This window comes from Fictibacillus halophilus, assembly GCF_016401385.1.
GTDB classification, from domain to species: Bacteria; Bacillota; Bacilli; order Bacillales; family Fictibacillaceae; genus Fictibacillus; species Fictibacillus halophilus.
In genome coordinates this window covers 1,229,757-1,243,485 of sequence record NZ_JAEACF010000001.1, presented here as the reverse complement: position 1 = coordinate 1,243,485, position 13,729 = coordinate 1,229,757, and the positions used below count along the sequence as shown (strand labels likewise).

The 13,729-nt window shown below is 38.1% G+C and carries 10 protein-coding genes; 4 read left to right on the top strand and 6 right to left on the bottom strand.

What is annotated here, in order from left to right; genetic code table 11:
• Positions 1-6: 6 nt before the first annotated feature.
• The 4 genes from ablB to I5J82_RS06510 all read right to left on the bottom strand — a co-directional run bounded on the left by ablB (position 7) and on the right by I5J82_RS06510 (position 3,550).
• The gene (gene ablB, locus I5J82_RS06525; RefSeq protein ID WP_198767144.1) at positions 7-861 is read right to left on the bottom strand and encodes a putative beta-lysine N-acetyltransferase; all 855 of its coding nucleotides are present in this window, start codon (positions 859-861) and stop codon (positions 7-9) included.
• Positions 862-1,170: 309 nt separating this feature from the next.
• Positions 1,171-1,767 carry a trimeric intracellular cation channel family protein gene (locus I5J82_RS06520; RefSeq protein WP_198767143.1) on the bottom strand — a complete coding sequence of 199 codons (597 nt, stop codon included), beginning with the start codon at positions 1,765-1,767 and terminating at the stop codon, positions 1,171-1,173.
• Positions 1,768-1,838: 71 nt separating this feature from the next.
• Positions 1,839-2,669 (bottom strand): PHP domain-containing protein, encoded by an 831-nt coding sequence (locus I5J82_RS06515; RefSeq protein WP_198767142.1) that lies wholly within the window; start codon positions 2,667-2,669, stop codon positions 1,839-1,841.
• Between the two features lie 41 nt (positions 2,670-2,710).
• Complete coding sequence (locus I5J82_RS06510) at positions 2,711-3,550, bottom strand: sulfurtransferase (RefSeq protein ID WP_198767141.1); 840 nt, start codon at positions 3,548-3,550, stop codon at positions 2,711-2,713.
• Between the two features lie 94 nt (positions 3,551-3,644).
• Here I5J82_RS06510 and zwf point away from each other — a divergent pair, with 94 nt between their 5' ends.
• Both zwf and I5J82_RS06500 read left to right on the top strand, forming a co-directional pair.
• Complete coding sequence (gene zwf, locus I5J82_RS06505) at positions 3,645-5,147, top strand: glucose-6-phosphate dehydrogenase (RefSeq protein ID WP_198767140.1); 1,503 nt, start codon at positions 3,645-3,647, stop codon at positions 5,145-5,147.
• A 3-nt stretch (positions 5,148-5,150) separates the two neighbouring features.
• Entirely contained in the window at positions 5,151-5,762 is a 612-nt protein-coding gene (locus I5J82_RS06500) for a cyclase family protein (protein ID WP_198767139.1), read from the top strand.
• A gap of 60 nt (positions 5,763-5,822) precedes the next feature.
• Here I5J82_RS06500 and bcbE read toward each other — a convergent pair whose 3' ends face one another.
• Entirely contained in the window at positions 5,823-7,082 is a 1,260-nt protein-coding gene (gene bcbE, locus I5J82_RS06495; RefSeq protein WP_198767138.1) for a bacillibactin exporter BcbE, read from the bottom strand.
• 160 nt (positions 7,083-7,242) lie between these two features.
• Here bcbE and I5J82_RS06490 point away from each other — a divergent pair, with 160 nt between their 5' ends.
• Both I5J82_RS06490 and I5J82_RS06485 read left to right on the top strand, forming a co-directional pair.
• Positions 7,243-8,400 (top strand): aminotransferase A, encoded by a 1,158-nt coding sequence (locus I5J82_RS06490; RefSeq protein WP_198767137.1) that lies wholly within the window; start codon positions 7,243-7,245, stop codon positions 8,398-8,400.
• Between the two features lie 128 nt (positions 8,401-8,528).
• On the top strand, positions 8,529-9,983 hold the full coding sequence (locus I5J82_RS06485; protein ID WP_198767136.1) for a UDP-N-acetylmuramoyl-L-alanyl-D-glutamate--2,6-diaminopimelate ligase: 1,455 nt from the start codon (positions 8,529-8,531) through the stop codon (positions 9,981-9,983).
• 155 nt (positions 9,984-10,138) lie between these two features.
• Here I5J82_RS06485 and I5J82_RS06480 read toward each other — a convergent pair whose 3' ends face one another.
• On the bottom strand, positions 10,139-13,660 hold the full coding sequence (locus tag I5J82_RS06480; RefSeq protein ID WP_198767135.1) for a dynamin family protein: 3,522 nt from the start codon (positions 13,658-13,660) through the stop codon (positions 10,139-10,141).
• Between the last annotated feature and the right edge of the window lie 69 nt (positions 13,661-13,729).

Here is a 13,729-nt window from a genome sequence, read left to right as displayed (position 1 = left end):
CGGCACTCATCTCGATAAATCCTTTACCCAAATGTTCATATCTTCGTATTTGTCAAAAATTTTACAGTTGTTCGCCAGTCTTCCCTTATATACGTAGCCTTTTTGATGGAAAACAGCATTCATGCCAAAAGAGAGCCCTCTCGCAATCGAATAAGAACAATAGATATTTCTTTGAAATAACTCTTTTTCAAGCTGATCGATCAGATGCTTCATAAGACCAAATTTTCGGTGCTCTGGAATCGTCGCACAGTCTGTGATTTCAGCATTATTATAAGTTTCATTAACGTCAGCAGAAGCAGCACTAATGATTTTTCCTTCATGCTCTATGACACAAAATAGAGTGCCTGATTTAATCATCTTCCTTACATACTCAGCATCGTTCATAGGCGTCGGATACACTTGAAACACATCTCCATAAAGCCCTGCAAGTGACTCTGCATCCTGAACATCAGCCATTCTTAAAAAATAGTTGTTCTGGAGAGGCTGATTTTTTGTTCCTGTTTCTAGCTTTAAGACATCTCTTAAAATGCGATCCTCATCTACCCAATATTCGCTGTTTCTTCTTTCATTTGTAAGGTATTTACACATCGCGTATGCTGACGCACCATTAAAATATCCTTTAAACTCTCCTTCATTTATATAGCCGATCTCCTGCCAGGAAGCGATATCATCTCTTTTAGATTTAACAATGATCTTATGAAATCCGTTGTTCTTCGCTTCTTCTTCAAGCCATTCTGAAAAAAAGTTTATGTTTCCACGATAATCGTCTGCTCTTATGCGTTCGCTATAATAATCAAAACATGTATCCGCGATAAAATGAGTCTTATTGATTTCTTTGTTCTCGTAATATGTGGTCTTCATTGTTTCGCCTCCTATTAACTTCCTCTTTTCATAATTTCCATAATATATGCTTAAACTCCTGCACAAAAAACCACCCTCGCTTTAGGGTGGTTACAATGATAGGCTATTAAATTAAGGTTGTTTCCGTAAGTTTTCTTGCTTTTGAAAGTCGTTGATTTCCGTTCACATATACTCGCTTTCCATGGGCGATCGGGAGAGCTCCTGCTTCTTTTATGCCTTTAGGAATCTTGCCCCCATGCGCTCCAATCACCTGTCTATGGAGACAATGATTTAAAAGTAACAATCTTTTTGAAAAAACCGTAAATTAAATCACAAAGCTCTATGTGGAAGTTTCCAATTAAGTTTCAGAGACAACATTCTAAACACAACTAAAGAAACAAAAAGAATCATATACTCCACTGTACTATTCACGATATTAAGGCCAACTACTAAACCACCTAATAAAGCCCAAACTGCATAAATCTCTTCGCGCAATACGACCGGCTTTCGACCAGCTAATACGTCACGAATCATTCCACCGCCGATACCTGTTAAGATTGCAGCAACGATCACTGCACTAATAGGATGATTCATACTTGTTGCAGCGATCGCACCTTGAATCGCGAACGCTGAAAGGCCGATGGCATCAAAAAAGTGAAGGCTTCTCTTTGAAAATTGAATCATGCTCTCTGGCATAAAGAATACGATTCCCATAGATGCTAATGCTGATTTTAATAGAAGTCCCTGCTCCCAAATCGTGTCTACGGGGAGACCGATCAACACATTTCTTAATATTCCTCCGCCAAATGCTGTGACCAGTCCTAATATAAAGACGCCTAAAATATCATAATCTTCTTCCATTGCAACTAAAGCACCTGAAATAGCAAATGCGATCGTTCCAATGATGTTCAATAGATCCCAAGTCAAACCCATTCTTCCTCTCACAATCAATATGTTCCGTATTGAATCTTATAAGGTTCTAGGCCGACTAGCAAGCATTATTTACGAAAACGTTTTAAAACATCTATGGTGCTGATCGGGACTGAACAGCTTCCAATGTCACCATGGAAAACTTCCCCGTTACGAAAACCGTGAAAATCACTACCTGCTGTTTTTATTAAGGAGTGTTTATCTGCTAATTTCTCATAATAAGCAACCTGTTTCTCCGTATGATCTGGATGGTAAAATTCTAGTCCGACTAGTCCATTCTCACTTAGAATCGGAATGAGTTCATCTGCTCCATATATACCTGGATGAGCTAGTACAGGTACTCCTTTTGCTTTTTTGATCAATTGAATCGCTTCGATTGGAGAGATGCGGTCTGTGGAAGCATAAGCAGCTTTCCCTTTTCCTAAAAACTTTTCAAAAGCTTCAGGAAGTGACTTCACGATTCCTTTTTCCATCAAAATCTCTGCAATGTGCCCTCTTCCAACATTTCCATTGCCATGTCTTTTTGCTTCTAACTCAGATTCCTTTACAGGGATGCCAAGGTTGTTCAAATTTTCAAGAATCATCTTATTTCTTTTATCTCTAACAGAAGTAAGGGAGCTTAGTGCTTTTAAAAAGTTTTCATCTTCATAGTCTATAAAATAACCTAATACATGGATATCTTGACCTTCGTATAGGGTACTTATCTCAATACCTGGGATTACCGTAAAGTCTTCATGCTTTTTGGCTTCTATCATCGCTTCCCGAATTCCATTAACTGTATCATGATCGGTGATCGCTATAGCGCCGAGACCTTTTTCAAAAGCTCTCCTAACATTTTCTGCAGGAGTAAAGGTCCCATCAGATGCTGTGGTATGGGTATGTAAATCGCTTTGTTTCATTTTTATCTCCTAAAACATTTTTATTTACGGTACATGAAATTTTATTTGGTAGCTTCTTTTAGTATTGGATTTTCATCATAACTGATCCAATCACTCCAGCTGCCAGCATAAAGAGCTTTGTTCGTGATTCCCGCTTCATCCATTGCAAGTATGTTGACGCATGCTGTAACACCTGAGCCACAATATACTACCACAGGATTGCTTTCATTCATTCCACTATACTTCGTTTCAAGTTCTTCTCGGCTTTTCCACCAGCCGGGTTTTAGCATATGACTTTCCCAAGGTATGTTTTTGGCACCTGGTATATGACCCGCCTTATGATCGATAGGCTCGATCTCTCCTTTATATCGTTTGGGTTCTCGTGCATCTATGATAAGAGTATCCTTATTGTTCATTTCTCGTAACACGTCATCTTTGTTCATTAACATTTCTTTCCTTACTTTTGGAGTAAAATATACAGGTTTTTCGACAGGCATTTTACTTGAGATGACATATCCTTTTTCTTTATAGTGTGTATAGCCGCCTTGCATGACATAAACGTTATCATGTCCTAAGTATTTCAAGATCCACCAAAGTCTTGCAGCCATGCTGCCTGATTGATCATCATAGGCGACTACAATTTTTTCTTGGTCAACACCACAACGGCTAAAAAATTGTGATAGTATGTTTACGGAAGGTAATGGATGACGACCACCATGGGTAGATACTGTGCTTGAGAGATGTTGATCAAGATCAGCATAAATGGCACCTTCGATGTGATCGTTCTTATACAGTTCATATCCCTTTGAAGGTTCAGCTAATGAGAACCTGCAATCAAAGATCACGACATCAGCACTGTTCACTTTTTGGTTCACCCATTCAGGACTTACGAAATTCGACATATTTGACCTCCTGTTTTATGAAGTAGTTCGTTATTTTAACTACATCTAGGGAAAGCTGTAACTATTAGAAAAGATAGAAAGAAGTGACGTACAGATGATACATAGTATTCCTAACGCATCCATCGTATTGTTCGGAGCGACTGGTGACCTTGCTCACAGAAAACTTTTCCCCGCTCTTTATCAATTGTATCAAAAGGGACATATGAAAGAGAACTTTTCTGTTGTAGGTGTTTCAAGAAAAGAATTCTCTCATGAAGAGTTTCAAGCTGAGGTTATGTCTGCTATACATGAACATGCACAAGGTGCAGATCGCCAAATCGTAGAAAAGTTTGCTTCTCATTTTTATTATCTAAAGATGGATGTAACGAGTGAAGCAAGCTATCATGAGCTAGAAGAGCTTTTGAACGTACTCGACAGAGATTATCAGACAAACGGAAATCGCCTGTATTATCTGGCGATGGCTCCTAAGTTCTTCGGAACGATTCCTACCTTCTTAAAATCAGAAGGAATCACGAATACGGAAGGTTGGCAACGGATTGTAATTGAAAAACCATTCGGTAATGACTTGCCTTCTGCAACAAAATTAAATGAAGAGATTCAGCAAAGTTTCAATGAAAATGATATTTACCGCATCGATCACTATCTTGGAAAAGAGATGGTTCAGAACATCCAAGTGATCCGTTTCGGAAATGCCATTTTTGAATCCATCTGGAACAATAAATATATTGACTCGGTTCAGATCACATCAAGTGAAACATTAGGTGTTGAAGACCGTGCAGGTTATTATGAAAAATCAGGTGCCCTACTTGATATGGTACAAAACCATATGCTTCAAATGGTCATGATGGTGGCCATGGAACCGCCGGGTGAATTAAAGCCTGAACACATCCGTGACGAAAAAGTGAAGGTCCTACGTTCCCTACGCTTCTTTTCAGAAGAAGAAGTGAAGAAGAATGTAATCCGTGGACAATATTCAGAAGGATCAATGAACGGAGAACAAGTTCCTGGTTATTTAAATGAAGAGAATGTTGATCCGAAGTCTCAAACAGAAACATTTGTAGCAGCTAAGTTGTTTATTGACAATTTCCGTTGGACAGGCGTTCCGTTTTATATTCGAACAGGTAAACGAATGGCTGTAAAATCTACAGAGATCGTCATTCAATTTAAACAAGGTCCGATGGCACTCTATCATGCGAACACAGAAAACTATCTACCAAATTTATTAAGAATTCATGTTCAACCAGATGAAGGTGTTAGTCTAACTCTAAATGCTAAACCAAAAGGTGACACGCCTGACCTCTTGCCGATCGATATGACATACAACAATAAGAATACAGCCGAAATGAACTCACCAGAAGCATATGAGAAGCTTCTGCACGATTGCCTTCTTGGTAATTCTACTTATTTCACACGCTGGGATGAAGTGGCACTGAGCTGGGACTTTATTGACCGAATTACGAAATCATGGCAAGACGGAACGGGAGCTCCACTCACTCACTATCCGTCAGGAAGCATGGGACCTGTGGAAGCGGACGAACTCTTGAAAGCTGACGGACATTCTTGGTGGGAACCTACAAAAGTTAGAGAGGAATGTTAGTTCATGAAAATATATGATGTCTCATTACCGATTTTCGAGGGAATGCCGGTCTATAAAAACAAACCTGAGAAACAACCACAGTTCAACACAGCACAAAATGGTCATGTTACAGAAACGCGTATCTCAATGGATGTTCACACAGGAACACATGTTGACGCTCCTCTACATATGGTTCCTGGCGGTGATACGATTGAAACCCTTCCGATCGAAAAATTGGTTCGAAAAGCGAAAGTCATCGATCTTACAAGTTCTACTGGTTACATTTCAGCTGAAGATTTGGCTGATAAAGATATTCAAAAAGATGATTTCGTCCTTTTTAAAACAAAAAATTCCTGGGACACAGAATTCAACTTTGAATTTATTTACGTAAACAGTGATGCCGCCAAAGTATTGGCTGAAATCGGTATAGTAGGTGTTGGAATCGACGCATTAGGGGTAGAGAGAGCACAAGAAAATCATCCTACTCACAAACAGCTTTTTCAAAACAACATCATTATTATCGAAGGACTTCAATTAAAAGAAGTTCCTGAAGGCGAATATTTGATGGTGGCTGCTCCGCTTAAAATAAGAGGGCTTGATGCATCACCTGCAAGAATCGTACTCATCAAACAATAATAAAAACAAGGGCTTGCATAGATTTTAAATGCAATGCCCTTGTTTTTTGTTCACTGACTTTTATTCTAAAGCAGGTTTTAATTTTGACGTTGGCTTAGGATCTTTCTTCTCTTCGTCTCCCCCACCCTTTTTCTTCTCAGGTTTGATAGCAAAGAATGCAGCAATGGCTCCAATAATACTCACACCTGCAGAAGTATAAAAGACGATCTCATGTGACTGTTTCATCAAGATAGCGTAGATAGGAGGCCCGAGCGCCACACCCACAAACCTCATCGAACTATAGATCGAAGTTATCGTTCCTCTTGCCTCTTTTTCAATTCCTTCTGTAATGAGGGCATCTAAACTTGGTAGCGCAGCACCAATTCCTATACCTGCCACAAAAAGAGCCCCTAAAAGAAAATAGACGTTCTCTGTAAATGTGATTAAAAAGACGGAACCACCTAACAGAGCCATCGAGATAAACGTACACCACTTCATGATGATCTTATTTTGTTTGATCTTCTTTCCTGCAATAAAGGAGGCTATGGAAAGTGCTAATAAAGGTACAGCGATTACTAATCCTTTCATGACACCCTTCACACCATATTTCTCTTCTAATATGGTCGATAGATAGAACAAGATACCAAACAGTACGAACATGATAATGCCACCGATTAAAAAAATGGCTGTCAGCCATCTTCCTTCGTTATGAAAAATTTGCTTCACGTTTTTTAGATATTCTTTAAAAGGTTGTTGTTCTTGATCCTTTTTTGGAACTTTAACTAAGAATAATACTAACAAAATTGAAACAACACAAAATACAGGGATAAGCCAGAACGGTAAAAACCAAACGATTGTTGCAAGAAATGCTCCTAGGATAGGACTTAATACTTTTCCGACTGTATTGGATGTTTCGATTAATCCTAAGCCGGAACTCACTTCCTCTTCTTCTTTGAACATGTCTCCTACTAAAGGTAGAACAACCGGTGCTGCACCTGAAGAGCCAACACCTTGAAAAAACCTTCCGATAAGTATAAAAGTAAAGGCATGATCGGATTGCCATGCGGCCCAACCACAGATCAAACCTCCGATTCCGGCAATAAAAAGACTAGGGATGATTACTTTTTTACGGCCAAAACGGTCTGACAGATATCCAGCGATCGGAATCAACAAGATAGCAACGATCGAATACACCGTAATGATTAAAGAAACCTGAAAAGAACTGATGTTAAGTTCTTTCCCGATCTCAGGCAAAACGGGTATCAGCATAGAATTCCCCAATGTCATCACAAGGGGAATGGATGCGAGTGCAAGTAAGTCCCACTTTTTCTTTGCTTCCATAATTTCCTCCAAAACCGTACTATTACATCTTTAGTATTGTAAAAAGTCATAAAACCATACAAGAAAATCCACCCATTGACTCAAGAAAGCAAATAAAGCTACACTAATGGCAACGTTTCATTTGTCAATTGGTGCGAAATCATGAAAGGAAGTTATTTTTGTGGAACATTTATTAAACAACAGAGCAAAAGACATACAAATCTCAGGCATTCGCAAATTCTTTAATGAAGTTACTCAGTTTCCAAATGCAATCTCATTAACATTAGGACAACCTGACTTTCCAACACCTATGCATGTTAAAGAAGCTGCAATCAGAGCGATACATAATAATCAAACCGTTTATTCTCATAACGCAGGTTATATGGAACTAAGAGAAGCTGCCTCTTCTTTCTTACAAGAAAAATATGCTCTACATTATGATCCATCGTCAGAAATAATCGTAACGACAGGAGCGAGTGAAGCGATCGATATTACATTACGAACCATCTTAAGTGAAGGTGATGATGTGCTCCTTCCTGCTCCCATTTATCCTGGTTATGAACCCGTAATTACTCTATGCGGTGCGAACACTATCTATATAGATACAACACATACAGGGTTTAAGGTAACACCTGAACTAATCGAAAAACATATAACAGAAAAGACAAAAGCGATTATTATCCCAACTCCTTCTAATCCGACAGGTGCCGTTCTGGAGGAACATGAAATCAAGGCTCTTGCTCATTACTTTTCTAACAAAGATATCTTTGTACTATCCGATGAAATCTATAGCGAGCTAAAATACGATGGTGAACATCGATCGATTGCGAACTATGAAGGAATGCGAGAAAAAACATTTGTTATCAATGGGCTTTCAAAATCACATAGCATGACAGGTTGGAGAATCGGGTTGCTTTTCGGACCAAGTAATCTTATGCAGCATGTCTTAAAGGTTCACCAGTACAACGTTACTTGTGCCTCAACCATCTCTCAAAGAGCTGCTATCGAGGCATTAACAAACGGTAAAGATGATGCATATGAAATGCGAAACGCCTATAAAGAACGGTTAGATTATTGTTACAATCGCCTTCACGATATGGGGTTCAGGTTCGTAAAACCAAACGGAGCGTTTTATATCTTTGTTTCCATAAAAAGATACGGTCTCTCTTCTTATCAATTTGCTTTAAAGCTTTTACAAGAACAAGAAGTTGCCGTCGTACCAGGTGATGCTTTTACAGTTATTGGAGAAGGATACATTCGCATCTCCTATGCCGCCTCAATGGAACAGTTAAAAAAAGGTATGGATGGTATCGAAAACTTTATAAATTCCCTTACTTAAACTGCCCTCAAAATGGGCAGTTTTTTCGAATAAGTTAACATAAACATATTACGGTTAATTTAATGTTTCTGAATAAGAACTTAAATTAGAAAAAAACTAAAATTAATTTATTCAAAGGATGCGTTTTTGTGAAGTTAAAAGCTTTATTAAGCCACTTGTCTATATCTACAACCATTGAGGATGATCCTGAGATCACAGGGATCACATCTCACTCTAAAAAAGTAAAACCAGGATACTTGTTTTTTGCTATTTCTGGTGTTCAAGCTGATGGCCATCAGTACATACAAGAAGCATTTGAAAATGGTGCAGCAGCTGTAATCGGGGAATATGAAGAAAACATTGGCCCTGGTGTTTATCTATATGCTCGTGATACAAAACGTTTATTAAGTTTGGCCGCTTCCTACTTTTATGAAGAGCCATATAAAAAACACAAGATGACCGGCATTACGGGAACGAACGGCAAAACAACCACATCCTTTTTATTACAGCATATCCTCAATGTTCATGATATGACTTCTGCTCTGTTCGGTACGGTATATCACTATATCAATTCCGAAATTGTGAAAAGTTCACATACTACCCCAGATCCTGTTACATTGCAGAAGATGCTGCAAAAAAGCAACGATGATGTTGTAGTAATGGAAGTTAGCTCGCATGGGATCGAACAGAATAGAATCGATGGGATTACGTATGATCAAGCGCTCTTTCTAAATTTAACTCATGATCATCTTGATTATCATGGTACGATGGAGTCTTACTACCTCTGCAAATCTAAATTGTTTTCATACTTAAAAAGTAAAGGAACAGCCATAATCTGCAGTGAAGGTGAGTATGGTAAACGGCTAAGAGATGAACTGCGATCAAAAGATGACTTACAGATTTGGACTTATGGTAAACGAAAGTCAGATGACTTCTATATAGAAGACGTAGGAATAGATTCTTTTAACCTTGTTCATGAAACGCTTCAAGTGACCGTTTCATTACCACTACCAGGAGAATACAACGCCTTAAACACGACTGCTGCGATCGCTGCAGCCTTAGATTATGGGATACCTATCAAGAACTCCGTTGAATATCTAAAAAGTTTCGAAGGAATTCCTGGTCGCTTTGAAGAGATCACCCTTCATAATGGGACAGAAGTAATCGTGGATTATGCGCATACCCCAGATGGAGTTTCTCAGGTGCTTGAAGCAGCGAGCAAAAAAGCGGGAAACAGACCCCTTTATCATGTATTTGGATTTAGAGGAAACAGAGATCTAACAAAACGCACTGACATGATTAGCATCTCTTTAGAATACAGTACGAAGACCGTCTTAACGGTAGATGATTTAAACGGAATAGATCGTGATCAACTTCTGGAAGAAACAGAGAAAGCGATTCCTACATCTTCTCACAGACCTGTGATCATAGGAGATCGAACCGATGCTATATTCTTTGCTCTCAAAGAAGCTCCAGCAAACTCAGTAGTGATCATTACGGGTAAAGGACCTGAAAAGTATAAAGAAACATACAATCATCCTTCAAACTCTGATCTTGCTTCTGTAGAGCTTTATCAGTCTTTAAACAAACCGACTTTTATATAATTTTAAAGCGAACATGAAAGAACAGCACCCTCATCAAAGAGGGTGCTGTTCTAATTTTTGTATAGCTTTAGTAAACTTTGTAGTTGGTTTTCGTTTAAGGTGCTCGCTTTTTTGCGGGACAGGCGGTATGCCACATTCTTTCCTCGGACTAACGATTATTTTTCAAGCTTTCTAATCTGTGTAAGTGAGTTGTTTAATTCTTGAATTCTTGCCTCTAGATCACCAGGCTTCTTCAATTCTTCAAAATAGTGAAAAACCTGATTGATAATGTGCGTTTTGTATGCTTTTTCTGTGTTGACTAAAACATCTTCATAATGGTCGGTGAGTTTCTTTTCAGCTTCCATCAACCAATTTTCTACTTCACTGTCTACCTCATCAACAAGGTGATTCTTCAGATCGTTCGAACCATCTTGTTCAAAGAACTGTTTCGGATTCTTAAAATAAGATAGCCACTTCTTCAGTTTTGATTCATCCTGTATCTCAAAATCCAAAGAAAAGGATGGAGTTTTGAACAGATCTCCAGTCTCATTTCTCTCTTGCAAACTCACACCTTCTTGATCTGCTTTAGATGTTAAATGAGCTACTTTTTCTTTCATGTCTTTTTGAATCCAATGATCTAAACGTAACGAACATGCCTTGAACTCTTGATGCAAATCATGCGAAATCTTTCCATAAAGTTCTCCGATGCTTTGAGCTAATGCATTCTTAGAACTTTGAACAGCGGCCGGATGGATCGTCTCTTTATAAAGATCGTGATAACGAATCAATACCCGCTGTTTTGTATAATACAAAAGTTCTTTTTGTTCTTGAAGGAATTGTTTTTTTGATATTCTAATATAATCATTACTAAATTCAATCAGCGTGTTTTCTCTCTTTTGAAGACTCTCTAAATACTCGTCTTCTTTCTCCATTCTTTGAACCGTTTCTTTAATCATATTTTCAATGACTGTTTTAGCATGTGTAACGGACGATCTTGCACTCTTGATCATGGCATTTTCCAACTCATGTTCGATGTAATGAGTTAAGCTTGATGAAAATGCATCAAAGCCACTGTCTTTACGTTTACTCGCAATCAGTTCGTTTTTACTAGAAACCGGGAATAATCTCGGATTTCTGATTCCGAATGTAAGAAGGTTGTTCTTCACATGATGGACGACATCGTTCTTGTCTTCTTCCGTTTCAGCTAGATCGGAAGCATTGATCGCAAAGAACATCTTATCTGATGAGAAGGTATCTTTTATTCTTCCTAACTGAATCAAAAATTCTCGGTCCGCATATGAAAACGCATGGTTAAAGTAAGTAAGATAAATGATGATATCCGCATGTTTCATATATTCGAACGCGACTTCAGTATGGCGAGAATGAATCGAGTTCGCTCCTGGTGTATCGACGAGCACAAGTCCTTTTTCGGTTAACGGGCAGTTGTAATAGATCGTAATTTTTTTAATAAAACAAGCTCTTGTCTCAACTGCAGCATAATCGCCGATCTCAGAGATTTCTTTATTTAGGACGTTTCCTAAATGACCCTTAGCCCACAAGTAGCCTGCTTTGTATGAAGCCAGTCTCTTATCTGATGAATTAAGTAACTCGCTCAATGCTTGATTTGTTGTTTTTAAGAGAATATTGAGCTCTTGTGTTAGTTCTTCTTCACTCTTCATCTCGATCTTGATCGATCCATGGGGATGTTCACGATCTGGATACCTTATCTCATTAATAGCAGCTGTCGTAGGATTTGGTGAAGATGGAAGAATACTCTCACCAAATAAGGCGTTCGCAAACGATGATTTTCCGGCTGAAAACGCACCGAAGAGAACCATCGTAAACGATCGTTTATCTAGTCTCTCTTGAAGTTCCTCCATTTCAGCAGCTAAGTGTGTGAGCCCTCTGACCGGCTGAAGTATTCTTGCTGCCATAGATAATTTTTCTGTTTCTTTAGAAAGTGAATCTTCATTTGAATGTAATGTAACGTGATTTTCCTCTTCAAATTGATCTTTGGGGTTTTCTATCCGTTCTTTATCAAACTTTTCCTTAAACGTCTCGATCGAAAGAGGCTGGTATTCAGCAAGAAACTTTCTTTCAAATTCATCTATAGATCGATCACCAGATACATTGGCATACAGCAGTTCATGAAGTTCATGTTTTTCTTCATCCCAGTTTTCTGCAATCTCTTTTTCATGATGTAGCGTTTCCCGTTCTTTTTCTAGTCTGTTTAACTCTTCTTTTAAGTTTGATAGCTCATGATCTGCTTTTGAGTTTAAACATGTTTTGACAGCATTTATACATTCTGTGACCTCTTGACGTGCTTTCTTTTTAACGTCATTTGATAAATTGTTGCAATAGTTTAAAAGACCTTGCCCTTGTGAAGATAGACCCGGTGTGACGAATGAATATAACATGTCTTTATCTGCTTTTATGGGTCCCCAATCTGGAAGGTTATGGTCCACCTCTTTTTGAAGTGAGCTTACGAAATTTTGAGCATGCCAGTTGATATGCGCATCGATCGACTCTTGAAGTTTTCCTAGTAACGCATCTGTTCGGTAAGTCCGTTCTTGTTCTGTTTTCTGCTTAGAAAAGAATACACCTACTTTAAAGTCTTTTTTGGCAGATTCGATAAAGGAGCTTGCTTTTTCTCTCGTCTCATATGGCATTAATTGTGCTGATTCTAAAATGTTAACAAGTTGCTCCTTAACACTTTCTTCTTTTTCATTGATGTCCTGTTTTATCTGAGATAACTTTTTCGATAGATCTTCATGTTCTTGAGACAGAGAAGCTAATCTCTGGCTAACAATATCAATGGTTACTAAACCTTCTTCTGTTCTTTTTACAAAATCATGCACAAAATGATGAAGCTGATTATTCACTTGCTTTAAAAGAAGTGCATCTTTGTTTTGCTCGATTCTTTTTAGATAAGCCATTAGAGCAGTTAGATCATTATGAGATACATTTTGCTTTTTAACACTTGTAAAAAAGATATGCTCTTTTGGTATTCCAAGAGATTGAAAAGATTCAAACACGTTTTCCTTAAAAGATGTAAACTTCAATTCTTCTTCACGATGCTTATCAATCTGATTAACGATTAAACGGACATCTTTTCCTCTTTGAATCAGTGATGAGATGAATGCCATGTTCGTCTCAGAGAGTATGTGATTATAATCCATTACATAAAAGATCAGATCCGCTAAATAGACAACGTTTTCTGTCGCTTTCTTATGAAGAGGATCGGTCGAATCTATTCCTGGTGTGTCGTAATAAGCGATATTCTCTATGTTCTTTTCGTCACCACCATAATAGATCTCTATCTCCTCAACAAGCTCTGCATCTTTACAGAGTTCTTTTATCTCATTTACGTCATATGGAGAATGAAATGTAACTACTTCTTTATTTTTCAAAGTAACTACTGCTCTTTCCTCTCCTCTTACCATCTTAACGATGTTTGCACTTGTAGGAATTGGAGAGGATGGAAGTATTCCAGTTTGTGATAGTGCATTAATCAAGCTAGATTTTCCTGCAGAAAAATGCCCGCAAAAAGCTATAGCAAACTCTTCCTTCGCTACTTTAAGGAATAGTTTGCTTAATTGATCTTCTTCTTTTCGATTGTTCATTTGTTGAAACGCTTCATATAAACCGATCAATCTTTGTTTTTCTGTTATCAATAGTTCTTTTTCAGTTGACTTCATCGTATCCACCTGTCTTCAATACTGTATCACTATCCACTTTACCATATATATGATAGCGATTTCACCATT